The 22,238-nt window shown below is 72.4% G+C and carries 21 protein-coding genes; 10 read left to right on the top strand and 11 right to left on the bottom strand.

The genetic code is table 11. The annotated features are described in order from the left end of the window. Position 1: 1 nt before the first annotated feature. Positions 2-1,405 (bottom strand): ABC transporter substrate-binding protein, encoded by a 1,404-nt coding sequence (locus ABD466_RS35190; protein WP_344661576.1) that lies wholly within the window; start codon positions 1,403-1,405, stop codon positions 2-4. A 212-nt stretch (positions 1,406-1,617) separates the two neighbouring features. Here ABD466_RS35190 and ABD466_RS35185 point away from each other — a divergent pair, with 212 nt between their 5' ends. Together ABD466_RS35185 and ABD466_RS35180 are read left to right on the top strand one after the other, a co-directional pair. Beyond that, the gene (locus tag ABD466_RS35185; RefSeq protein WP_344661575.1) at positions 1,618-2,805 is read left to right on the top strand and encodes an ROK family transcriptional regulator; all 1,188 of its coding nucleotides are present in this window, start codon (positions 1,618-1,620) and stop codon (positions 2,803-2,805) included. A gap of 91 nt (positions 2,806-2,896) precedes the next feature. Beyond that, positions 2,897-3,883, top strand: a complete 987-nt coding sequence (locus tag ABD466_RS35180; RefSeq protein WP_344661574.1) for a serine/threonine-protein kinase — start codon at positions 2,897-2,899, stop codon at positions 3,881-3,883. Between the two features lie 13 nt (positions 3,884-3,896). Here the strand turns inward: ABD466_RS35180 and ABD466_RS35175 are convergent, their stop codons facing one another. Both ABD466_RS35175 and ABD466_RS35170 read right to left on the bottom strand, forming a co-directional pair. Further along, on the bottom strand, positions 3,897-5,090 hold the full coding sequence (locus ABD466_RS35175; protein ID WP_344661573.1) for a lipid-transfer protein: 1,194 nt from the start codon (positions 5,088-5,090) through the stop codon (positions 3,897-3,899). Positions 5,091-5,127: 37 nt separating this feature from the next. Beyond that, entirely contained in the window at positions 5,128-7,335 is a 2,208-nt protein-coding gene (locus ABD466_RS35170; protein WP_344661572.1) for an acyl-CoA dehydrogenase family protein, read from the bottom strand. A gap of 50 nt (positions 7,336-7,385) precedes the next feature. Here ABD466_RS35170 and ABD466_RS35165 point away from each other — a divergent pair, with 50 nt between their 5' ends. Next, on the top strand, positions 7,386-8,009 hold the full coding sequence (locus ABD466_RS35165; RefSeq protein ID WP_344661571.1) for a class I SAM-dependent methyltransferase: 624 nt from the start codon (positions 7,386-7,388) through the stop codon (positions 8,007-8,009). Positions 8,010-8,149: 140 nt separating this feature from the next. After that, positions 8,150-8,620, top strand: a complete 471-nt coding sequence (locus tag ABD466_RS35160) for a hypothetical protein (protein ID WP_344661570.1) — start codon at positions 8,150-8,152, stop codon at positions 8,618-8,620. Between the two features lie 79 nt (positions 8,621-8,699). Here ABD466_RS35160 and ABD466_RS35155 read toward each other — a convergent pair whose 3' ends face one another. Further along, positions 8,700-9,179 (bottom strand): cupin domain-containing protein, encoded by a 480-nt coding sequence (locus tag ABD466_RS35155; protein WP_344661569.1) that lies wholly within the window; start codon positions 9,177-9,179, stop codon positions 8,700-8,702. 96 nt (positions 9,180-9,275) lie between these two features. Between ABD466_RS35155 and ABD466_RS35150 the strand changes: the two genes are divergently transcribed. Further along, positions 9,276-10,814, top strand: a complete 1,539-nt coding sequence (locus ABD466_RS35150) for a serine/threonine-protein kinase (RefSeq protein WP_344661568.1) — start codon at positions 9,276-9,278, stop codon at positions 10,812-10,814. A gap of 97 nt (positions 10,815-10,911) precedes the next feature. On the opposite strand, the gene ABD466_RS35145 is transcribed toward ABD466_RS35150, so the two are convergent. Genes ABD466_RS35145 through ABD466_RS35135 form a run of 3 tightly spaced genes read right to left on the bottom strand, consistent with a single transcriptional unit; the run spans position 10,912 to position 14,103 of the window. Next, on the bottom strand, positions 10,912-12,036 hold the full coding sequence (locus ABD466_RS35145; protein WP_344661567.1) for a prenyltransferase/squalene oxidase repeat-containing protein: 1,125 nt from the start codon (positions 12,034-12,036) through the stop codon (positions 10,912-10,914). Beyond that, the gene (locus ABD466_RS35140) at positions 12,033-12,746 is read right to left on the bottom strand and encodes a class I SAM-dependent methyltransferase (RefSeq protein WP_344661566.1); all 714 of its coding nucleotides are present in this window, start codon (positions 12,744-12,746) and stop codon (positions 12,033-12,035) included. Before ABD466_RS35140 ends, ABD466_RS35145 begins: the two co-directional genes overlap by 4 nt. A 1-nt stretch (position 12,747) precedes the next feature. Further along, positions 12,748-14,103, bottom strand: coding sequence for a glycosyltransferase family 4 protein (locus tag ABD466_RS35135; RefSeq protein WP_344661565.1), 1,356 nt, complete (start codon positions 14,101-14,103; stop codon positions 12,748-12,750). Between the two features lie 208 nt (positions 14,104-14,311). On the opposite strand from ABD466_RS35135, the gene ABD466_RS35130 reads away from it, so the two are divergent. The 4 genes from ABD466_RS35130 to ABD466_RS35115 all read left to right on the top strand — a co-directional run bounded on the left by ABD466_RS35130 (position 14,312) and on the right by ABD466_RS35115 (position 17,161). Beyond that, positions 14,312-14,953 carry a TetR family transcriptional regulator gene (locus tag ABD466_RS35130; RefSeq protein WP_344661564.1) on the top strand — a complete coding sequence of 214 codons (642 nt, stop codon included), beginning with the start codon at positions 14,312-14,314 and terminating at the stop codon, positions 14,951-14,953. Between the two features lie 60 nt (positions 14,954-15,013). Further along, positions 15,014-15,247: a hypothetical protein gene (locus ABD466_RS35125; protein WP_344661563.1), complete on the top strand. Its 234-nt coding sequence runs from the start codon at positions 15,014-15,016 to the stop codon at positions 15,245-15,247. A 79-nt stretch (positions 15,248-15,326) separates the two neighbouring features. Next, a complete protein-coding gene (locus ABD466_RS35120) occupies positions 15,327-16,646 on the top strand; it encodes a DUF6745 domain-containing protein (protein WP_344661562.1) in 1,320 nt (439 codons plus the stop codon). Between the two features lie 35 nt (positions 16,647-16,681). After that, the gene (locus tag ABD466_RS35115) at positions 16,682-17,161 is read left to right on the top strand and encodes a hypothetical protein (protein WP_425558826.1); all 480 of its coding nucleotides are present in this window, start codon (positions 16,682-16,684) and stop codon (positions 17,159-17,161) included. Positions 17,162-17,191: 30 nt separating this feature from the next. Here ABD466_RS35115 and ABD466_RS35110 read toward each other — a convergent pair whose 3' ends face one another. The 4 genes from ABD466_RS35110 to ABD466_RS35095 form a co-directional block, all read right to left on the bottom strand. Further along, positions 17,192-18,169 carry a small ribosomal subunit Rsm22 family protein gene (locus ABD466_RS35110; RefSeq protein ID WP_344661560.1) on the bottom strand — a complete coding sequence of 326 codons (978 nt, stop codon included), beginning with the start codon at positions 18,167-18,169 and terminating at the stop codon, positions 17,192-17,194. A gap of 180 nt (positions 18,170-18,349) precedes the next feature. Then, positions 18,350-19,294, bottom strand: a complete 945-nt coding sequence (locus tag ABD466_RS35105) for a bifunctional helix-turn-helix transcriptional regulator/GNAT family N-acetyltransferase (protein ID WP_344661559.1) — start codon at positions 19,292-19,294, stop codon at positions 18,350-18,352. A gap of 75 nt (positions 19,295-19,369) precedes the next feature. Continuing rightward, a complete protein-coding gene (locus ABD466_RS35100; protein ID WP_425558825.1) occupies positions 19,370-19,585 on the bottom strand; it encodes a ferredoxin in 216 nt (71 codons plus the stop codon). A gap of 24 nt (positions 19,586-19,609) precedes the next feature. Continuing rightward, positions 19,610-21,076 carry an aldehyde dehydrogenase gene (locus ABD466_RS35095; protein WP_344661557.1) on the bottom strand — a complete coding sequence of 489 codons (1,467 nt, stop codon included), beginning with the start codon at positions 21,074-21,076 and terminating at the stop codon, positions 19,610-19,612. A gap of 160 nt (positions 21,077-21,236) precedes the next feature. On the opposite strand from ABD466_RS35095, the gene ABD466_RS35090 reads away from it, so the two are divergent. Then, complete coding sequence (locus ABD466_RS35090; protein WP_344661556.1) at positions 21,237-22,232, top strand: MBL fold metallo-hydrolase; 996 nt, start codon at positions 21,237-21,239, stop codon at positions 22,230-22,232. Positions 22,233-22,238 lie beyond the last annotated feature (6 nt).

Below are 22,238 nucleotides of genomic sequence, written 5' to 3'. Positions count from 1 at the left end.
TCTACTGCCAAGTCTCCTTGGCCGCGTCCTTCTCGAGGGCGGCGGCGGCCGCGTTCGGGTCACCGCTGCTCAGGAAGTCCTGCAGGTCCTTCCACTCGCCGGAGCCCTTGGTGCCGCCGAAGCCGGCCGGCGCCTGGTCCGACATGTCGAACCGGAAGTTGTCGCCGGCGCTCACCAGCATCTGCGCCTCGGCCTTCGTGGTGTCGTCCGGGTAGGCGGTCAGCGGGACGTTCTTGTCCGGGGACAGGAACCCGCCCTGCGAGGCCCAGGCCTGGGCCGCCGCCGGGGAGGCCAGGAACTGGACGAACGCCATCGTCGCCGGGTTGTCGTTGGTGGCCAGCGCCGCGTCGCCGCCGCCGACCACGAAGTCGGTCAGCGAGCCGGCCGCCGGGAACGGGAAGAAGTTCGCGTCCGTGCCCAGCTTGGCCTTGGTGGTGCTGGTGATCACCGAGCCGGCGAAGTCGCCCTCGTAGGCCATCGCGGCCTTCGGCGGGCTGGTGAAGGTCTGGGTGATCGAGGTGTTGAAGTCGACCTGCAGCGCCCCGGACTTGCCGCCGACCATCAGCTTGTCGTTGCCGAACAGCTGCTTGAGCGTGGTCAGGGCCTGGACCACCGACGGGTCGGTCCACGGGATCTTGTGGTGCGCGAGCTTGTCGTACATGTCCGGGCCGGCCTGCGACAGGTAGACGTTCTCGAACCAGTCGGTCAGCGTCCAGCCGTCGGCGCCACCGACCGAGACCGGGGTGATGCCCGCGTCGGACAGCGTTCCGGCGGCCTTGATGAAGTCGTCCCAGGTCTTCGGCGCGGTCACGCCCGCCTGCTGGAACTGCGCGGTGTTGTACCAGAACGTCGACTTGTTCGCGGCCTTGAACATGATCGAGTAGACCTTGCCGTTGACCGTGCCGAGGGTCTTCCAGCCGGGCGCGTAGTTGGCGTCGATCGTGCTGAGCACGCTGTCCGACAGCGGCTTGATCTGCCCGGCCTGCGCCAGCTGCGCGATGGCACCGGGCTGCGCGACCAGCGCGACGTCCGGGGCGGCGCCGCCGGCGAGCTTGCTCTTCAGCACCGTGACGGTCTGGTCGCCTGCGCCCTGGTAGCTGACGGAGGCGTGGGTCTTGGCGGTGAAGGCGTCGATCACCTTCTGGAAGGACTTCTGCTCCTCGCCGGACCACTCGGCCAGCACCTGGATCGACTTGCCGGACAGGTCGGGCAGCGCGACGTCGGCGGACGAGCCGGACGCCGACGGGGCGCCGGAGGACGACGCGGCGGAGGCCGGGGCCGAGGAGCCCGAGGTGCCGCTCGCGGACGGCTTGGAGGAGCTGGACGAGCAGCCGGCCAACGCCAGACCGGAGGCGAGCCCGACGGCTATCACAGCCGAAACGGACCGGGGGGAGCTTGCGCCCATGATCAGCCTTCTTTCATCAACTCGAGTGAGGGATCTGTTGTCGTGGGAAGCGTGGCCGTTGTGTGGGGACCGTAAAGCTGACGAAATGAAGGCGTCAAGCATGTTGCGATTCCGTGATGACCGAACAAATTCCACCGAACTAACCAAGGTCTCCACCCCCTTATTTGTTTGATCCTTGACTAATGAAGACCCGTCCGACCATCCTGAGGCCCATGAGGACGCCACCCCCGGAGTCCCGTGCCGAACGCAGCCGGATGGCCGTCGTCCGCCTGCTGCGCGAACGCGGGACGATGAGCCGTGCCGACATAGCCCGGGCCGTCGGCCTGTCCCGTTCCACCGTCTCCGGCATCATCGCCGCGCTGGTCGAGGACGACTTGGTGGTGGAGCTGGACGCCCGGCTGGCCCCGGCCGGCGGCGGTGCGGGCCGGCCCGGGGCGGCGGTGATGCTGAACCCGGCCAGCGGCGAGGCGATCGGCGTCGACTTCGGCTACCGGCACGTGCACGTGATCATCGCCAACGTGGCGCACGCGGTGCGGATCGCGAAGTCGGTGCGGCTGCCGGTGGACTACGAACCGGGGCAGGGCTTCGACCTGGCCGCCGACCTGGTGCGCACGGCCATCGGCGAGGCCGGCACCGACCCCAGCCGGATCCTCGGCGTCGGGGTGAGCGTGCCGGGGCCCTTCGACACCCGGCGCGGCGTGCCGAACTCCGGGATGCCCTCGCCGTGGTCCGGGATCCCGGTGGCGGCCGAGCTCACGGCCCGCCTGGGCCTGCCGGTGCTGGCCGACGGCGACACCAAGCTCGGCGCACTGGCCGAGCGGCGCTGGGGCGCGGCCCGCGGCTGCGACGAGTTCGTCTACATGAAGCTGCACGGCGGGGTCGGCGGCGCCTTCGTCTCCAACGGGCAGCTGGCCCGCGGCGCCACCGGCGGCGCCGGCGAGATCGGGCACCTGATCGTGGACGCCAACGGGCCGCTGTGCCGCTGCGGCAACCGCGGCTGCCTGGAGACCTTCGTCGGCCTGCCGGTCGTGATGCGCGCCCTGGAACCGGCCTACGGCGACCGCCTCACCCTGCGCAACGTGATCACCATGGCCTGGCAGGGCGACCGCGGCTGCATCAGGGCCCTGTCGGACGCCGGCGCGATGGCCGGCCGCGCGGTCGGCATGCTGGGCAACATCCTGAACCCGGAGACGGTGATCATCGGCGGCGCCCTGGCCGCGGCCGGCGAGCTGCTGATGGGCCCGCTGCGCGAGGCCGCGGCCGCCGCGTCGCTGCCGCTGGCCGGCGGCGCGATGACGATCCAGACCGGTGCGCTGGGGCCGCAGGCCTGCGCGCTCGGCGCGGTGGCGATGGTGCTGGGCGAGACCGACGAGAAGCTGCTCGCGGCGATGGGGTCATGAGCGGGTCGGTGGACGTCGCGGTGTCATCAGACCGCTGATAGCCTGCGGCGACACGGGTTCGTCCACGGGTTCGTCCACAGCGGGGGGCGCGATGAGGGAACTACTGCCGGGCGACCCGGTGCGCCTGGGGCCGTACGAGATCCGCAGCCGGATCGGGGCCGGCGGCATGGGGGTGGTCTACCTCGGGCGCTCGCCGAGCGGACGCCTGGCCGCGGTGAAACTGGTGCGCCCGGAAATCGCCGAGGACGAGGAGTTCCGCACCCGGTTCCGCCGCGAGATCGACGCCGCGCGCCAGGTCTCGGGCGCGTACACGGCCGCGGTGCTGGACGCCGATCCGGACGCCGACCGGCCGTGGCTGGCGACCGTCTACGTCGAGGGCCCGTCCGTGCGCGAGCGCGTCGCGGACGCCGGACCGCTGCCTCTGGCCGAGGCCCGCCGCCTCGGCTCGGGGCTGGCGGAGGCGCTGACCGACCTGCACCGCGTGGGCCTGGTGCACCGGGACGTCAAGCCGGGCAACGTGCTGCTGGCCGCGGACGGGCCACGGCTGATCGACTTCGGCATCATCCGCTCCGACGCCCTGGCCGACCTCACCGAATCGGGGTTCGTGCTCGGGTCGGCCGGCTACCTGGCCCCGGAGCAGGCGCACGGCCGGCACACCGGGCCGGAGGCGGACGTGTTCGCCCTCGGCGCGGTGCTCACCTTCGCCGTGACCGGCCGCGGACCGTTCGGTGCCGGAGCGCCGGCGACGCTGCTGTTGCGGACCGTGAGCGAGGAGCCCGATCTCACCGCTGTGCCGCCCGGACTGCGCGGCGTCATCCAGCGCTGTCTGAGCCCCGAGCCGGCCGACCGGCCGCCGGCCCGGGACCTGATCGCGATGCTGGCCGCCGGCGCCGAGCCGCTGCCGGAACGTGTACCGCCCACCCGCGCCGTGGCGGTGCCTGCTCACGTTCCCGCGGCGACGACGCCGAACCTCCCCGCGAGCCCCAGGGGGCGGAGCGGCCTCATCAGCACAGCGGCAGGCGCGACACTCGCGTTGTTCGTGCTCGCCTTCCTCCTCACCCTCTTCGTGGGGTTCTGAGGTCCGGCACTTCTCACACCTTCCGGAACACCGTCACCACCGCCGCTCCCCCGAGCCCGATGTTGTGCGCCAGGCCCACGCGCGCGCCGTCGACCTGCCGCGCGCCGGCCAGGCCGCGCAGGTGCCAGGAGATCTCGGCGCACTGCGCCAGGCCGGTCGCGCCGAGCGGGTGGCCCTTGGAGATCAGGCCGCCGGAGGGGTTGACGACCCAGCGGCCGCCGTAGGTGGTGGCGCCGTCGGCGATCAGCTTGCCGCCCTCGCCCTCGCCGCACAGGCCGAGGGCCTCGTAGGTGATGAGCTCGTTGATGGAGAAGCAGTCGTGGAGCTCGATCACGTCCAGGTCGTCCGGGCCGAGGCCGGAGGCGTCGTAGACGCGGCGGGCGGCGTCGCGGCTCATGGGGCGGCCGACGACGTCGATCATGGTCCGGGTCTCGAAGGCCTCGGCGGTGTCGGTGGCCATGGCCTGGGCCACGATCTCGACGGCGCGGTCGGCCAGGCCGTGCTCGTCGACGAAGCGCTCGCTCACGACGACGGCGGCCGCCGAGCCGTCGGAGGTCGGGGAGCACTGGAGCTTGGTCAGCGGGCGGTGGATCTCCTTGGCGTCCAGGATCTCCTGGACCGAGTACTCGTCCTGGAACTGCGCGTTCGGGTTGTGGACCGAGTGCCGGTGGTTCTTGGCGGCGACCTGCGCCAGCTGCTCGGCGGTGGTGCCGTACCGGTCCATGTGCTCGCGGGCGGCGTCGCCGAAGATCTGGGCGGTGGGCGGCGAGGGCTCGAAGCCGTGCAGCTCGGCCATCAGCGTGTAGTGCCGGGCCAGCGGGGAGGCGTTGAAGTCGTCGTTGTTCATCCCGCCGCCGAGCGCGCCCTTCTTCATCTGCTCGAAGCCCAGCGCCAGCACGCAGTCGTCGAGCCCGCCGGCCACCCACTGCGCGGCCATCATCAGCGCGGTGGAGCCGGTGGCGCAGTTGTTGTTGACGTTGTAGACCGGGACGCCGGTCAGGCCGAGCTCGTAGGCGGCGCGCTGGCCGCAGGTGGACGGGCCGAAGACGTAGCCGGCCGCCACCTGCTCGACCTGCTCGTAGCGGACGCCGGCGTCGTCGAGCGCGGCGGTGCCGGCTTCCCGCGCCATGTCGAAGTAGCGCCACCGCCGGGTCTCGGGCTTCTCGAACTTCGTCATGCCGACGCCGACGACGTAGACCTTGTTCACAGTCGCATCCCTCGCTGTCTGGATTGTCAGAGGTCTTCTAATCCCGCGGCAGTCCGAGGATGCGCTCGCCGATCACGTTGAGCTGCACCTCGGTCGTGCCGCCGGCGATGGTCAGGCAGCGGCTGGACAGGAACGCCTGGGTCCAGCCGGCCGCGGCGCCGTCCTCCTCGGTGGCGCCGGCGCCGCCGAGGACCTCCAGGCCGAGTTCGGCGACGTCCTGGGCCAGCTGCATGGAGATCAGTTTCCTGATGCTGGCCTCCGGCCCCTGCTCCATGCCGGACAGCTGGCGCAGCGTGGTGCGCAGGCCGAGCAGCGCGGCGGACTGGCCCTGGCAGACGAGCTCGCCGAGCCGTTGCCCGAGCACCGGATCGTGCTCGGCCCGCGCGGCGACCGACGTCAGCAGCCCTTCCAGCGAACCGCCGAGCACCGGGCCGGAGGCCAGCGAGACCCGCTCGTTGCCCAGGGTGTTGCGCGCCAGCGGCCAGCCGCCGTCCACCTCGCCGACCACCAGGTCGTCCGGGACGTGGACGCCGTCCAGGAACACCTCGTTGAACATCGACCGGCCGGTGATCTCGCGCAGCGGCCGGACGTCCACCCCCGGCGACTTCATGTCCACCAGGAAGTAGGTGATGCCCTCGTGCTTCGGCTTGTCCGGATCGGTGCGCGCGATGCAGATGGCCCACTGCGCGAAGTTCGCCACCGACGTCCACACCTTCTGGCCGTCCAGCCGCCAGCCGCCCTCGACGCGGGTGGCGCGGGTGGTCAGCGCCGCGAGGTCCGAGCCCGCGCCGGGTTCGCTGAACAGCTGGCACCAGATGATCTCGCCGCGCAGGGTGGGCAGCACGAAACGGTCGCGCTGCGCGTCGGTGCCGTACTTGACCAGCGTGGGGACCACCCAGTTGCCGATCACGATGTCCGGCAGCTTCACCTTCGCGGCGGCCATCTCCTGCGCGATGACGATCTGCTCGACCGGGCTCGCGGAGCGTCCGTAGGGCTTGGGGAGATACGGGGCCGCATAGCCGGTGGCGGCGAGTTCCCTGCGCTGTTCAGCCGGTGTCAGGCCCTCGACCGCCTCGAACGCGACGCGGGCGGCGGCGCGGTGGGCGTCGGCGTCCTCGGGGAGCTCGACCTTCAGCTCCCGGCGCCGGCCGGCGGCGGTGAGGTCGGCGACCCGCGCGCGCCAGCGGCTCGTGGGGCCGTGGAGCTGGCGCAGGGCCAGGGCCCTGCGGAGGTAGATGTGGGCGTCGTGCTCCCAGGTGAAGCCGATGCCGCCGAGCACCTGGACGCAGTCCTTGGCGCACTCCACGGCCGCGTCCAGGGCGAGCGCCGCCGCGATCGCGATCGGGACCTCGGCGTCGTCGGCGCCCGTGTCGGAACCGGCGACGAAGGCGGCGTCCCACACCGCGCCGCGGGCCTGCTCCATCCGGGCGACCATCCGGGCGCAGCGGTGCTTGACGCCCTGGAACCGGCCGATCGGCCGGCCGAACTGGACGCGGACCTTGGCGTACTCGGCGGCGGTGCGGGTGCACCAGTCGGCGATGCCGACGGCCTCGGCGGCGGCCAGGAGCGCGGCGGTGCGGTCCAGGAGGCCGGTGGCGCCGACGGCGACGGCTTCGCGCGGGACGCGGACGCCGTCCGCGGTCACCTTCGCGACGCGGCGGGTGCGGTCCAGGGACAGCAGCGGGCTGATCACGACGTCGGCCGCGGGGACGAGCGCCTGGATCTCGGAGCCGTCGGAGCGGCGGGCGGTGAGCACCAGCCAGTCGGCGAGCGCCGCGCCGAGAACCGGTTCTACCGATCCGGTGAGGGTGTAGCCGCCTTCGACGGGTTCGGCGACGAGGGTGCCGGACGCGACCGCGACGGCCGCGGTGGCGCTGCCGTCGGCGAGGCCCGAGACCACGTCGGCGCCGGCCTCGCCCAGGGTGCCGGCCAGGAACACGCCGGCGGCGGCGGTCGGCAGGAACGGGCCCGGCGTCGCGGCGCGGCCGGTTTCCTCCAGGGCGATGGCCAGCGTCAACAGCCCGGCGCCGGCGCCACCGAGGTCCTCCGGGAGGTGGTTGGCGAGCAGGCCCTGGTCGACCAGGCCGGCCCAGAACGCGGGCCGTTCCTCCCGGTCCGCGTCCAGTGCCGCCCGCACGGTGGCCGGCGGGACGGCGCGCGCCAGCCACCCCCGGACTGACGCGGCGAAGTCGCGGTGCTCGCTGGTGATCCCTACAGAGCCGATGCCGGCGGTCACGGAAGCCACGAGCCGGATAGTAGAACACGTTTCAGTTATCCGGAAGATAGAGTGGCGCCATGGATCACTCGCTGCGCGCCGCCGCCGAAGCCGCCCCGGGCTTCATGCCCGCCGACGAAGGCCTGGCCCTCTACGAGGCGGCCGAGCGCGCCGCGAAGGTCGGCGACCTGCTGGAGATCGGCACCTACTGCGGCAAGTCGACGATCTACCTGGCCGCGGCGGCGGCGACGGCGGACCGGACGGTGGTGACCGTCGACCACCACCGCGGCTCCGAGGAGCAGCAGCCCGGCTGGGAGTACCACGACCCGGAGCTGGTCGACCCGCGGGTCGGCCTGATGGACACGCTCCCCACCATGCGCCGCACGCTGCACGCCGCCGGCGTGGAGGACCGCGTGATCGCGATCGTCGGGCGCTCCCCCGCGGTGGCCCGCCTCTGGAACACCCCGGTCGGCCTGGTCTTCATCGACGGCGGCCACACCGACGAGCACGCGCAGGCCGACTACGAGGGCTGGGCCCGCCACGTCGCCCCCGGCGGCCTGCTGGTGATCCACGACGTGTTCCCGAACCCGGAGGACGGCGGGCAGGCGCCGTACCGGATCTATCTGCGGGCGCTGGAGTCCGGGGAGTTCGAGGAGGAGTCGGTGACGGGATCGCTCAGGGTGCTGCGGAAACCGGGCCGGTAGAACACACCTGCCGATCCCTTCACCGTTTCCTGTTTCCTGATCGGTCAGGAAACGCGCAACACGTGCGGATCCCCAGGTCGCGGGCCGATCACCGGAGAGACCGTACCGATCCGGACGGTCCTCACCGGAAGGGAGATCTCATGAAGATCACCAACGCGGACCGGCGCGCGGGCGTCGCCCTCGCCGCCGCCGCGCTGGCCATGCTCGGCGCCGCCGGACCGGCCGCGGCCGACGACGGCAAGGACGGGACCAAGGTCACGCCGGGCACGACGTACACCGTCTCCACCTCCAAGGACGCCAAGGCGGCGAACGCGGTCGTGTGCGCCAGCTCCAACGGCAAGGCCAACTTCCTGTTCCAGAACGACGGGAACCTGGTCGACTACGACGAGAACGGCACCGCGCGCTGGGCGTCGAACACCGCCGGCAGCGGCTACTCGTTCGTCTTCCAGACCGACGGCAACGCCGTCGTCTACGACGTCAACGGCAAGCCGCTGTGGGCCTCGAACACCGCCGGCCACCCCAACGACTGGCTGATCTGCCAGGACGACGGCAACGTCGTCATCTACGACCCGGGTCCGGTCGCGCTGTGGGCCACCGGGACCAACCACTGAGCAGCGGCTCAGACCGGACAGCCCTCTGCCGTCGACGGGACGGCAGAGGGCTGTCCCCCGCTCACGGTCGAGCCGGACGTCAGTCCTCGACGTTGTACTGGTCGTGCTCCAGGAAGAACGCCTCACCGAGCTTGGCCGGAAGGCCCTCCACGAGGCCGCGGAAGTAGTTCTCGCGCGGCGCGCCCGGCGCGAACATCAACAGCATGGACGCCTCCTCGCCGGACTCGTTCCGGAACGCGTGCAGCCCGCCGGGCGGCACGAACAGGTAGTCGCCAGGCGTGGCCTCCACCCACTTCTCGCCGTTGAACAGGCGCACGCAGCCCTTCAGGATGAAGAACGCCTCGCTCATGGTCTTGTGGAAGTGCGTGCCGGGGCCGCTCGGCGTGGCGGCGAAGTCCCAGCGGTAGAGCCCGTACAGGCCCCCCGAGTCCTTGTCGGTGGACAGCAGGCTGCACGTACCGCCCGAGGAGAAGGTGATCTCCGGCGGGGCGTCGGCGGGGCGGAAGGTGGCGGACACCTCGCCGGTGTCGGCGAAGTACCGGGGGTCGGGATACGACATGAAGGCTTCCCTTCCTCGGGGATCCACTTGATGTGATCATTACGGGGCTTCCGTAGTCTGTCCGATGTCGGATTCGCAGTCGACCCGGGGGGGTACATGCCTGAGCACTCTGAGCCCGGCCGCCTGGTGGGCGGCCGGTATCGGCTGGTCGCCCGATTGGGCGCCGGTGGCATGGGCCGGGTCTGGCGCGCCCACGACCTCACGCTGAACATCGACGTGGCGGTCAAGGAGGTGTCGCTGCCGTTCACACTGTCCGAGCAGCAGCACGCCGAGCGGCTCAGCCGGGCCGAGCGCGAGGCCCGCAACACCGTGCGGCTGCGCGACCAGCCCGGCATCGTGACCGTGCACGACGTGGTGGTCGAGGACGGCGTGCCGTGGATCGTGATGCAGCTGGTCACCGGGCGCTCGCTGGCCGAGCACGTGCGCGAGCACGGGCCGCTGTCGGTGGAGAACACCGCCAAGGTCGCCGAGACCCTGCTGGGCGCGTTGTCCGCCGCGCACGCCGCCGGGATCGTGCACCGCGACGTGAAGCCGGCGAACGTGCTGCTGGCCGACGACGGCCGGGTGCTGCTCACCGACTTCGGCATCGCCCAGCACGTCTCGGACAGCTCCCTGACGGTCACCGGCGCCATCATCGGCTCGGCCGAGTACATGGCCCCGGAGCGCACCCGCGGCCAGGACTCCGGGCCGGCCGGCGACCTGTTCTCCCTCGGCGTGACGCTCTACCAGGCGGTGGAGGGCGTCTCGCCGTTCCGCCGGGACAGCCCGACCGCCACCATGAGCGCGGTGCTGTTCGACCAGCCGCCGCTGCCGACCCGGGCCGGCCGGCTGGCCCCGCTGCTGGCCGGGCTGCTCGCGAAGGAGCCGGCGCAGCGCCCCTCGGTGGCGTCGGCGCTGGTCCTGCTCGGCAACGAGGGTGCCACCGGCAGCAACCGCGAGGGGATACCGCCCACCCGAGACCTGACCGAATCCGCGCCCAGACCGCCGCAGCACCCGACGGTGCCGCCGCATCAGCCCTCGTACCTGGTCGTCCCGCCGCCCCGGCGCAGCGGGCTGAAGGTCGGCCTCGCGGTCGCGGCGGTGGTGGCGGTGAGCGCCGGCGCGACGTTCGCGGTCACGGAGCTGATGCACTCCAGCGGCTCGTCGCAGACGAATCCGCCGGTGTCGTCGGGCCCGACCGGACCCACCCGGCCGACGGGACCGACCACGGCCCCGAGCCCACCGCCGACGACGCCGACCAGCCCGGACGGCGTCACCACGTCGACCAGCCCGGACAGCCTGACCACGACCGGTCCGAACGACGAGACCACGTCGACGTCGCCCTCGACGCCGACCGGCGCCAAGGCCGGCTGCGGCGAGGCCTCCCGCGACCTGGACGCCTTCAACGCGTCCAACCCGGCGGCCAACGGCGGCAAGGACTTCCAGATCGCCGCCGACCGCAAGCTGGCCGACAACCTCGCCGCCGACGCCAAGCTGGCCACCGACCCGGCGGTGAAGACCGCGATCCAGAGCGAGTCCGACAGCTGGAGGAAGTTCGCGGACTTCTACGAGAAGGGCGACTCGCAGTCGATGTCGAAGACGATCCCCGAGACCAGCAAGGCGATCGCGGCGGTGAACACCGCCTGTAACGGCTGAGCCGGATCGGGTGGCGGCTTGCGCGCGGCCGCCGCCGAAGACCGAACCCCGACCGGATCCTCTCGTCCGCACCAGTTTCCGCACCAGTGCGCTCCGCTCACGCGGCGGCGCACTCCTGATCCGCGCACAGCACCGGCAACCCCTCCGGCAACCCCTCGCCGCCGAACACCGCGACCGTGGCCTTCTCCTCGGCCAGCACGGCGAGGGCGAGCAGTACCGAGCCCGCGGTCCAGGCGGTCTTCTCCTGCGGCCAGATCGCCGGCTGGTGGCCCTGGTCGTCGCCCTGGTAGACGCGGCCGGTCCAGTACATGCCGTCGCTCTCGTCGCGCAGGTGCTGGATGTCGCGCAGCAGGGTCCGGGCCCGTTCCACGTCGCCGATCGCCCACAGCGACAGCACCAGTTCGCAGGTCTCGCCGCCGGTCACCCAGGCGTTGGGGGACACGCACCGGGCACCGAGGCCGGGCACGACGAAGCGGTCCCAGTCCTCGGCGATGCGCTCCTCGGCCGCCGTGCCGCGCAGCGCCGTGCCGAGGATCGGGTAGTACCAGTCCATCGAGTACGCGCTCTTGTCCGCGAACAGCTCGCGATGCTCGGCGAGCGCGTGGCCCAGGCGGCCGCACGCCAGTTCCCAGTCCGGCCGCGCCCGGCCCATCCGCTCGGCGATCGCCAGGGCGCAGCGCAGGGCCTGGTACATCGAGGAACAGCCGGTCAGCAGCGCCTCGCCGGCGGCGCGGTCCTGCTCGTCGCGGCACCACAGGATCTCGCCGCCCGGCGCCTGGAGTCCGAGCACGAACTCCGTGGCCCGGCACACCGGCCCCCACATCTCGGCGAGGAAGTCCTCGTCGCCGGTGGCCAGCCAGTGGTGCCAGACGCCGACCGCGATGTAGGCGGTGAAGTTGGTCTCGCGGAGGCGGTTCGTCGGCTCGCCGACCCCCTCGGGGGAGTCGGCGTAGGCGGCGTACCAGGACCCGTCGGCGTTCTGCGACGCCGCCAGCCAGCGGTAGGCCGCCAGCGCGCGCTCCGGCATCCCGGCCGCGTCCAGCGCCATCGCGGCCTCGGTGTGGTCCCAGGGGTCCAGGTGCCCGCCGTGGAACCACGGGATGGCGCCGTCCGGCCGCTGGACCGCGGCGATGCCGAGTGCGGTGGCCCGGATCTGCTCGGCGTCGAGGATCCCCTCGGAGGCCAGGAGCGCGACGGAGCCGTCGGCCGCCCCAACCCTCATGCGGCGGGCTTCGTGGCGTAGACGACCAGGCTCTTGCCGAGCACCGGGTTCAGCAGGGCCTCGCCGGCCCGGGTGAGCGCCGGCGCCTTGACGATGTCCCACTCCAGCAGCTTCTTGTACGCCTTCACCGGGCCGTTCTCGTTGTCGACCCCGACCGCGCACTTGAGCCACCAGTACGGCGCGTGCAGCGCGTGCGCGTGGTGCAGCTCGTGCGGCACCGCGCCGGCCGCGCGCAGCTTCTCGATCATCTCGCGCCGCTTGTAGATCCGGATGTGGCCGCCCTCGACCTCGTGGTAGGCGTCGGACAGCGCCCAGCACACCTTCTCCGGGAACCAGCGCGGCACGGTGACCGCCAGCCGCCCGCCGGGTTTGAGCACGCGCACCAGTTCGGACATCGCCAGCCGGTCGTCGGGCAGGTGCTCCAGCACCTCGGCGGCGACGATCGCGTCGAAGGTGCCGTCGGCGAACGGGAGCCCGTAGGCGGTGCCGCGCACGGCGATGCCGTTGGCGCCGGCCGGCACCTCCCCGGCCAGCTGCATGGCCGCGAACCACTTGGTCACCTCGGCGACCTCGTCCTGGCTGTAGTCCAGGGCGACGACGTCCGCGCCCTGCCGCAGCAGGGCGAAGGCGTGCCGGCCGAAGCCGCAGCCCATGTCCAGGACCTTCTCGCCCTTGGCGATCGGGAACTTGGCGAAGTCGACCGTCAGCACGTCAGACCCCTGCCCTTCGTGGTTGACGGGTACTTCCGGTCCGGGGCCGGCGGTCGCCGGCCTGACGGTCCCAGTCGACGGGGTCGCGGGCGGCGTCGATGAGCGCGCGGTACCGCTCGGCGGTGGCGACCGCGGCGGCCCGCCACGTGAACTTCTCCAGGACCCGCTCCCGCGCGGCGGCGCCGAGCCGGGCGCGCAGATCCGCGTCGGCCAGGACCCGCACCAAGGCCGCGGCCAGGGCCGAGGGGTCGCCGGGCGGGACCGCCAGGGTGGTCTCGCCGTCCCGGCCGGCCACCTCCGGGATCGCGCCGCCGGTGGTGGAGACCAGAGCCGCGCCGCAGGACATGGCCTCGACCGCGGGCAGCGAGAAGCCCTCGTACAGCGACGGCACACACGCGACCTCCGCCGAGCGGATCAGACCGACCAGCTCGGCGTCGGAGATGCCGTGCACGAACCGCACCGCGCCGCCCAGGCCCAGGCGCTCGACCGCCCTGGCGACGACCCCGTCCTCCTTGGCCTTGCCGACGACCACCAGATGCGCGTCCGCCACCTCGACCCGCACCTTGGCGAGCGCCTCCACCAGCGGCAGGAGGCCCTTGAGCGGGACGTCGGCACTGGCGGTGGTGACGATCCGGCCCGGGATCTTGGGCACGGACGGGTCCGGCGCGAAGGCGTCGGTGTCGGCGCCGATCGGGATCGTGGAGATGCGCCGCTGGGGCACGCGCAGGTACTGGCTGATCTCCGCCGCGGACGACGAGGAGACGGTGATGATCTCGGGCAGCCGCCGCGCGACGCGGGTCTGCATCGCGGTGAAGGCGTACCAGCGGCGCACGGAGGCCCGCTTGCCCCGCGTCGCCGCCGCGGCGAGCTCCAGCTCGCGGTCCACCTGGATGGGGTGGTGCACGGTGGCCAAGGTCGGGAAGCCCAGGCGCTGCATACCGAGCAGGCCGTACCCGAGGCACTGGTTGTCGTGCACGACATCGAAGTCGCCGCGACGCGCGCTCAGATGCCGCAGCGCCCGCAGCGAGAAAGTCAGCGGCTCGGGGAATCCGGCCGTCCACATGGTCCCGACCTCCAGCAGGTCCACCCAGTCGCGGTACTCCCCGCGCTTGGGCGTCCGGAAGGGATCGGGCTGGCGATACAGATCCAGGCTGGATATCTCGGTCAGGGTGACGCCCGGCTCCGGGTCCAGCACCGGGTAGGGCTGTCCCGCCAGAACCTCGACGGAGTGCCCCAGCCGAGCCAGCTCCCGCGACAGGTGGCGGACGTAGACACCTTGTCCGCCGCAGAACGGGTTCCCCTTATACGCGAGCAGGGCTATGCGCAGGGTCTCGCCGCGCGACACCTCGTCCGCCATGGCCCTTCGTCACCTCGCTCCGCAAGTCCGTGTCCCGCCTTCACGGCTTCGACGGCGTCACGAGCGGGTCACCGGAGCATAATCCGTGGCGCTAATCTAGAACAAGTTCCTACTTCGGCCCCGCCGCAGGTGGCAGAGTTGGGGCGTGACACAGTTCACACAGTTCAGACAGGGTCCGCGGGTCGGACGAAGAAGTTGAGGAAAGCCCATGACGGTTGACGCGTCGGCCACCGCCGGCTCCCCCGTTCCGGCCGCCCCGGCGAGCCCGGTCCCTCCGCTCACGGAGCGCCAGGAGGCACGCCGCCAGCGCATCCTGCGCGCCACCCAGCAGCTCGCCGCCCGGGGCGGCTTCGACGCCGTCCAGATGCGCGAGGTGGCGGAGCTCTCGGAAGTGGCGCTGGGCACGCTCTACCGCTACTTCCCCTCCAAGATCCACCTCCTGGTCGCCACCATGCAGGACCAGCTGGAGCAGCTCCACGACCAGCTCCGCCGCAAGCCACCGGTCAGCGCCGACCCCGGCGAACGCGTCGCGGAGACGCTCATGCGCACCTTCAAGGCGCTGCAGCGGGAGCCCCACCTGGCGGAGGCGATGATGCGCGCGCTCACGTTCGCGGACCGGTCGGTGTCCGCCGAGGTCGACTCGGTCAACCGGCTCATCACGGACGTCATCGCCGACGCCGTCCACGCCGGCCGGCCGCTGACCCGGTCCGAGCTGGCGGCGGTGCGGGTGGTGACGCACACCTGGCACTCGACGCTGATCACCTGGCTGTCCGGACGCGCCTCCATCTCCCAGGTGAAGGCGGACATCGACACCGCGTGCACGCTGATCTCGCAGGCCGCGGCCGAGTAGCCCCGGCCGGCTGGCCCCCGTATCGCAGAGGTCTCATACTGGAGGCCGGAGGTGGGGGACATGAGCGACGAGCAGAACACCACTGAGGCGCGGTCCGCGGCGGCGGACTCGACGCGGCCCCAGGCCGGCGGCGACGGCCGTGACGGCCGCGACGATCTGGTCGACACCGTCATCGGCCTGGCCGTCCTGGGCCTCGGCGCCGCCGTGATGGCGGGCGGCATGAGCCTGGGTGGCGTGCTCCGGGGGCTGACGCGGGGGACGCCGCCCCGGACGCCGCCGATCGGGCCGAGGTAGGGCCCGCGCGGGCGCCCTCGAAAAGCATTCGCCCGCCATCGCAATCCCCTGTCACCATCGGTCGCCAGGGGGTGACGACATGGGATCCAGGATTTCCCGGCTTACCGAGCGGACCGCGGCGCTGGCGGCCATCCGCCAGGAGTGGCTCGACGCGCAGTCCTGCACCCTGCCCGCGGACCGCTACGAGGCCGAGTTCGGCATCGCCCTCGCCTACGACAGCGCCGGCCTGACCCCGCCCCGCACCGTCGTGTGGGTGCCGGACCCGGCACTGGGCGCGGTCGTCGCGGCCGTCCTGGCGAACCGCGGTACCCGGACCTCCGGAATGGTCTGGTCCGAGGCGCGTCAGCGGGGGCGGCGTGCCGCGTCCCTGGTCTACACCAACCGCGCGTGGGACCAGGCGCACGCGGCGACGCGTTTCCCGACCGGCCGCGTCGAGTCCGCCACGCGCTCCGCCGCCCTGGGCCTCACCTTCACCACCCGCAGCCCGAAGACGCCCGTTCCCCGCGACCCGTTCGTCCTGCAGTCCGAGTGGCGTGCCACCCAGACCCGGATCGAGGCGTCCATGGCGACCTGGGGCCTGCACGCCTTCTGGAGCCACGGCCGCGTCGACTACCGCAAGCGCGGAGTGCGCGTCGCCATGGAGGCCGTCGGCGCGCCCGAGAAGGACCTCCCCCAGTGGCTCCGCTACCGGACCCCCCAGTACCTCCAGGTCAAGGAGTGTCTGGACTGGGCCCTGGGGCAGCAGGAGCACCTGGAGGAACTGGCCCTCCTCGACGCCCTGGGCCGCCTCGACAACCAGCTCTTCACCCGCCTCCACCACGACACCACCCCCTTCCGCCCCGTCGACGGCATCGCCCGCGTGGCCCGCTCGGCCGGCTGGTGGTGGCCGTTCGAAGACGTCGCCGTCGTCTGCGAACGCCCCTCCGTCCGCGCCCTGGACCGCGAAGGCCGGCTCCACGCCGAGGACGGCCCCGCCCTCGCCTACCCCGACGGCGGCTTCTCCGCCTACTTCTGGCACGGCCGCGTCGTGCCCCGGTGGGCGGTCCTGGAACCGACCGTCGCCCGCATCGCGACCGAGCCGAACGTCGAAGTCCGCCGGTGCGCGATCGAGTCCATGGGCTGGGCCCGCTTCACCGAGGAGGCGGAGCTGACCCTGCTCGACGAATGCCCGGACCCGGGCAACCCCGGCCAGTGGCTGAGCCTGCACTCGGTGCCGGGCAAGGTCTGGGGCACGCCGGCCCACGTGCTGGTCTGCACCAACGGCTCGGTGGACCTGGACGGCGGCCGCCACACCTTCGGCCTGCTCGTCCCGGTGACCGTCGGCACCGCGCTGGGCGCCGCCGCATGGGGCTACGGCCTCACCGCCGACGAATACGCGCAGCTGCAGCGCCGGGCCTGACAACCACGAACCTCCCGGAGGAGAACGTGCGGACTTTGGCAGAAGCGATCGAGCTCCACGGCATCGACGTGGACGAGCACCTCGACCGCGAGATGACGATCCCGGTGCTGACCGGCCTGCAGGCGCAGGGCGACGTGATGGTCGTCCCGCGCTCCGCGCAGGCCCCGGCGGCCACCCCCGTGCCGCGCGACGGCGTCGCCGTCGTGCGCGGTGAGTTCGGCGGGCACACCCACACCCTGCTCGCCGAGGGCACGGTCACGTTCGACCCGGCGCCCGAGGAGGGGCTGGACATCGGCGTGCTGACCGTCGGCACGGACGCGACCGCGTACCTGGCGCACCCGGAGCACGCGTACTCGGGCATCGGCCCGGGGACGTACGTGCTGCGGCGCCAGCGGGAGCTGGACACCACGCGCCCGGACCCCGAGGAGCTGATCGCGCGCGCCGCGGCGGTGCGGCGGGAGCGGGCGGAGGCGGAGGCGGCCGCCGACCGGCGGGTGCGCTACGTGCGGGACTGAAGCAGGTGGTGCCGCGGCGCGGGCCGGTGGTCAGTCAGCCGATCCGCGCCACAGGTCGCCCCAGTCGACGTCCCGGGCCGCGCGATAGGTGTCGCCCTGACGCTTGGAGACGAGCGTCTGAGCCGTCGCGCCGTCCGGCTCGCACAGCTGCATCATCACCAGACCCTTGCGGATCTGCGGATGCCGCAACACGCGTGCCGGTGACTCGGGCACCGGCACGCGAGTCGCCACCACGTACGCGAACTTCTCGTCCTCGTGTCCCAGATCTCCGCCCTTGAGCCGGCGATGCAACGGCGACCGGTGGACCCGCGCTGCGAAATGGCACCAGTCCCGCGTGCCGGCCAGAGGGCACGCGCCCGAGTGCGGACACGGCGCGACCACTCGCAGCCCCATCGCGATCAGCACATCGCGCGCCGCCATGATCCGCTGGTAACCGTCGGGCGTACCGGGCTCGACGACCGCGATCGTCCCCGCCCCGACGGCCGAGGCCCGGACCAGCGCGTCCTGGTCCTCGGCCGACAGCTCGGACAGGACGTAGGACACCGTCACCAGATCGGCCTCGGGGATCTCGGCCGGGAACCGCACCTGGCGCCACTCCGCGTGCCGCAAGGCACCGGAGAACGCGTCGCGCGCCAGCCGGCGCCCGAGCTCCAGCGCATCGCCGACCTGATCCAGGACCACGATGTCCTTCAGCGACGGGAAGACCCCGCTCGCCGCCCACGCCGCGGCCCCGCTTCCCCCGCCGACGTCGACGAGGCTCCGCGGACCCAGCTCCGGGACGCGCTCCGCGACCGCGCCGAGCGCCGCCCGCACCGCGCCCCACGTGGCGGGCATCCGGTAGGCGGCGTAGGCGGCGGCATCCACGCTCCCGGCGAGGATCGGCCGCGCCGCGCGCCCCGGCGTCCGATAACGCATGATCAATCGCTCGACCGACGCCTCCAGTTCACGGAGTGACAGGTCGGCGGTGGCGGCTTCAAGCGCGGCGGCGAGATCGGCAGGCAGGTCCATGGCGGGACCATCCTGCCATCCGCCGCGCACCCTGCCGCGCCGTCACCGCCGTTACCGCCGTTACCGCCGTCACCGCCGACCTGGCGCCGCGCCGACTTGGCGCCGCGCCGACTTGGCGCCGCGCCGACCTGCTGCCGACCGACACCGCGCCGACCCGCCTCAGTCCCAGGCCGGGCTCAGCTATCCCAGCTCCATCCGCCACTCCTGCTCCACCAGATGGTGCCCCCACACCTCGACCGCCTCCTGATGCACGACCTCGAACCCGACGTCCCGGTAGATGCGGTGCGCCGCGCTCAACCCGTCCACCGTGAACAGCACCATCCGCCGGTACCCCGCCTTGCGCGCGAACCCGAGGCACTCCTCGACCAGCCGGCGGCCCACCCCCAGCCCCCGTGCCGAGGGCTCGACCAGCAGAATCCTGAGTTGTGCGGTCTCGACCCCGTCCTCGCTCGGCCGCCGTACACACGCGATGCACCCCACGCGCCGTCCCCCGGCCTCCGCGATCCAGAACGCCTCGCGCTCCGGGTCGTGCGACGACGCGTAGTCGGCCACGATCCGCGCGACGTCGGCCTCGAACGTCTCGTCGAAGTCCCGCTCGACCGCGTACAGCACCCCGTGCCGCTCCACCGCCCAGCCGTAGTCGCCGGGGCGCGGTGCCCGCAGCGTCACCTCGCTCCCGGCTCCGACCTCCAGTTCCAGCAGCGAGCCGACCTGCACCATCGCCTCGACCAACCGCCCGCGGTCCTCGGCTCCCAGCCGCGACAGCAGTGCGGCGACCTGCTCGCCGGAACGGTCGTCGAGCCCTGAGAACACCGAGCGTCCGCGCTCGGTCAGCGCCACGGTCCCCCGTCGCGCGTCCTCCGCGGCCCGGCCCTTGACGACCAGCCCCTCCTCGTCGAACCGGGCGAGGATGCGGCTCAGATACCCGGCGTCCAGGCCCAGGTCCTCGCGGATCCGCGGGACGCTCCCCCCGTCCGGGCCGGCGTGGGCGATCTCGAACAGCACCCGGACCTCGGTCAGGGTGTAAGGGCTCTTCACCAGGCCTTCGTCCAGCAGGCCGATGAGCTTCGTGTAGGCGCGGTTGAAGGAGCGTACGGCGGCCACCGCGGGCGCGAGATCCAGCATGCGTCCACGGTAGGGGCCGATGCTTGACTCAGTCAATGACCGAGTCAAGGAATAGTGGCCGGCGCGGCGACGGCCTCACTCCTCCGGCGGAAACACCGCCCGCCCGCTCTCCTCCTCCACGATCGTGATCGCCTCGACCGGACAGTTCTCCGCGGCGTCGAGCACCGCCTCCGACGACGCCATCACCTCGTGCCGCGGACACGACTGCCGCGCCGCGTCCAGCTCGAACCCGTCAGGCGCCCGCAGAACGCACCCACCCGAACCGATGCACAGGTCCGTATCGACAGTCACGCGCCACTTGGTATCTGACACCGGTTAGAACCCTTCCGGGGTATAGCCGTTCGGCAGGTGCATGGTCTTCGTCTCCAGGTATGCCCTGAGCCCTTCGGGCCCGAACTCGCGTCCGATCCCCGACTGCTTGAACCCGCCGAACGGCGCGTTGAACTCCATGCCGAAGGTGTTGACGCCGTAGTTCCCGGACCGAACCCGCCGCGCCACCCCCAGGGCGTGCTCGGTGTCGGCCGACCACACCGAGCCGGACAGGCCGTAGTCCGAGTCGTTCGCGATCCGGACCGCGTCGTCCTCGTCCGCGTAGGGGATCATCGCGACCACGGGCCCGAAGATCTCCTCCTGCGCGATCACCATGTGGTTGTCGACGTCCGCGAACAGCGTCGGCTCGACGAACCACCCCTTCGGGAGGTCTTTCGGCCGGCCGCCGCCGACCACCACCCGCGCGCCCTCGCCGACGCCCTTGGCGATGTACGCCTCGACGCGGTCCCGCTGCCGCCGCGCCACCAGCGGACCGACCTGCGTGCCGGGATCGAGGGGATCCCCGGTCTTCAGGGCCCTGACGGCCTCGGCCATCGCCTCGACGGTCTCGGCGTACCGGTCCCGGTGCACCAGCACCCGCGTCTGGGCCACGCACGCCTGGCCGTTGTTCATGTAGGAGTTGGGCAGCAGCCCCGGGATCGAGGTCGCGAGGTCCGCGTCGGGCAGGATGATCGCCGCCGACTTCCCGCCGAGTTCCAACGTCACCCGGGTCAGATGGGGCGCGGCCGCGGCCAGCACCGCCTTCCCGCCCGCCGTCGAGCCCGTGAACCCGATCTTGTCCAGCCCCGGGTGCGCGGCCAGGTAGGCGCTGTTCTCGCGCCCGGCCGGCACGATGTTCAGCACCCCCTCCGGCAGCCCGGCCGCGATCGCCATGTCGGCGAGCATGTACGCGTCCAGCGCGGTCTCCGGCGAGGGCTTCACCACCACCGCGCAGCCGGCCACCAGCGCCGGCGCGATCTTGCTCACCGTGATGAACTGCGGCACGTTCCACGCCACGATCGCCGCGGCCACGCCGACCGGCTCGCTGCGCACCACGGTCGGGCCGAGCAGCCCCTGGCGCAGTTCCTCCCACGGGTAGTCGGCCGCCATGGTCAGGAAGTAGTCCCAGATCATGATGGGAGCCCACACCTGCGCCAGGATCGACCACGAGTACGGCGATCCGGTCTCGGAGCTGATCAGCCGCGCGAGCTCGTCGGAGCGCGCCTCGTACTGGTCGCGCAGGTTCCGCAGGATCTCCACCCGCTCGGCCACGCTCATCCGCGGCCACGGGCCCTCGTCGAACGCCCGGCGCGCGGCGGCGACCGCGCGGTCCATGTCGGCCGGGGCGGCCTCGGGCGTCCGCCCGAACACCTCCTCGGTGACCGGGGAGATCATCTCCAGCGTGGCGTCGGTGGCCGGATCCACGTAGGAGCCGCCGATGAACAGTTTCGCGTGCTCGGTCACGGTGCCCATGAGTGTGCCCTCTCAGCTGAAAGACCGTCAGGCGGCAGCCACTAGAACAGATATCAGTTTCGATGGTGAAGCTCAATGACGCTCCGGGCCGGGGAACCTTTCGCCTCGCTAAGTACTTATGAGAACGTGTTCCTACATCACGTGAACCAAAGGAGCCCCCATGACCGACGCCGTCGTCGCCGAGGCCCCCGGTGTCTGGTCGATCCGGGTGCCGTTCCCCGACAACCCGCTCGGCTACACCCTGGTCTATGCCCTGGAGGCCGGGGCCGGCGGCCCGGTCCTGGTCGACGCCGGCTGGGACGACCCGGTCTCGCTGACCGCGCTGGAGGACGGCCTCGCGGCGATCGGCACGTCGGTCTCCGACGTGCACGCCGTCCTGGTCACCCACCACCACCCCGACCACCACGGCCTGGCCGGCCGCATCAGGGAGCTGAGCGGCTGCCGCGTCGCCCTGCACGCCGAGGACGCGAAGGTGGTCGAGATGGTCCGCACCGCCGAGCGCGGCCCGTGGACCAAGCGCTACAAGGCCCTGCTGGAGCTCTGCGGCGCCCCGGCCGAGGCGGTGGCGAGCGCCGGCGCGGCGATCCCGCAGGGCGCCAAGCCCGCGGTGCCGGACGTGCTGATCGAGGACGGGGCGCTGATGGACGTGCCGGGCCGCGCCCTGCGCGCGATCTGGACGCCCGGCCACTCCCCCGGCCACACCTGCTTCCACCTGGAGGACACCGGCGAACTGCTGACCGGCGACCACGTCCTGCCCGGCATCACCCCGGTGGTGACGGTCTACGACGACCACGTGGCCGGCACCTCGGACCCGCTGGGCGACTTCCTGGCCTCCCTCCACAAGGTGTCCCGCCTGCCCACCACCCGCGCCCTTCCGGCCCACCGCGCACCCTTCGACGGCGTGGCCGCCCGCGCCGCCGAGATCGCCGAGCACCACGAGCGGCGCCTGGCCCAGATCGAGGAGCAGCTGGCGGCGGGCCCGAAGACGCTGTGGGCGATCGCCGAGCGCATGGAGTGGAACAAGGGCTGGGAGCGGCTGGACACGTTCGCCCGGCACCTGGCACTCGGCGAGGCCGGGTCGCACCTGCGGCACCTGGCGGTGACGGGGCGGGTCCGGCTGTCGTCGACGGAGCCGATCGAGTTCTCGGTGGCGTGAGGGACG

The organism is Catenulispora subtropica (assembly GCF_039531675.1).
GTDB classification, from domain to species: domain Bacteria; phylum Actinomycetota; class Actinomycetes; order Streptomycetales; family Catenulisporaceae; genus Catenulispora; species Catenulispora subtropica.
The sequence above is the reverse complement of the archived record's forward strand: the minus strand, read 5'-3'. Positions and strand labels throughout refer to the sequence as shown.

Bases quoted from the DNA above. Each gene is read 5' to 3' on its own strand.
- ABD466_RS35190 (WP_344661576.1), bottom strand. From the start codon at position 1,405: ATGGGCGCAAGCTCCCCCCGGTCCGTTTCGGCTGTGATAGCCGTCGGG.
- ABD466_RS35185 (WP_344661575.1), top strand. From the start codon at position 1,618: ATGAGGACGCCACCCCCGGAGTCCCGTGCCGAACGCAGCCGGATGGCC.
- ABD466_RS35180 (WP_344661574.1), top strand. From the start codon at position 2,897: ATGAGGGAACTACTGCCGGGCGACCCGGTGCGCCTGGGGCCGTACGAG.
- ABD466_RS35165 (WP_344661571.1), top strand. From the start codon at position 7,386: ATGGATCACTCGCTGCGCGCCGCCGCCGAAGCCGCCCCGGGCTTCATG.
- ABD466_RS35160 (WP_344661570.1), top strand. From the start codon at position 8,150: ATGAAGATCACCAACGCGGACCGGCGCGCGGGCGTCGCCCTCGCCGCC.
- ABD466_RS35155 (WP_344661569.1), bottom strand. From the start codon at position 9,179: ATGTCGTATCCCGACCCCCGGTACTTCGCCGACACCGGCGAGGTGTCC.
- ABD466_RS35150 (WP_344661568.1), top strand. From the start codon at position 9,276: ATGCCTGAGCACTCTGAGCCCGGCCGCCTGGTGGGCGGCCGGTATCGG.
- ABD466_RS35145 (WP_344661567.1), bottom strand. From the start codon at position 12,036: ATGAGGGTTGGGGCGGCCGACGGCTCCGTCGCGCTCCTGGCCTCCGAG.
- ABD466_RS35135 (WP_344661565.1), bottom strand. From the start codon at position 14,103: ATGGCGGACGAGGTGTCGCGCGGCGAGACCCTGCGCATAGCCCTGCTC.
- ABD466_RS35130 (WP_344661564.1), top strand. From the start codon at position 14,312: ATGACGGTTGACGCGTCGGCCACCGCCGGCTCCCCCGTTCCGGCCGCC.
- ABD466_RS35125 (WP_344661563.1), top strand. From the start codon at position 15,014: ATGAGCGACGAGCAGAACACCACTGAGGCGCGGTCCGCGGCGGCGGAC.
- ABD466_RS35120 (WP_344661562.1), top strand. From the start codon at position 15,327: ATGGGATCCAGGATTTCCCGGCTTACCGAGCGGACCGCGGCGCTGGCG.
- ABD466_RS35110 (WP_344661560.1), bottom strand. From the start codon at position 18,169: ATGGACCTGCCTGCCGATCTCGCCGCCGCGCTTGAAGCCGCCACCGCC.
- ABD466_RS35105 (WP_344661559.1), bottom strand. From the start codon at position 19,294: ATGCTGGATCTCGCGCCCGCGGTGGCCGCCGTACGCTCCTTCAACCGC.
- ABD466_RS35095 (WP_344661557.1), bottom strand. From the start codon at position 21,076: ATGGGCACCGTGACCGAGCACGCGAAACTGTTCATCGGCGGCTCCTAC.
- ABD466_RS35090 (WP_344661556.1), top strand. From the start codon at position 21,237: ATGACCGACGCCGTCGTCGCCGAGGCCCCCGGTGTCTGGTCGATCCGG.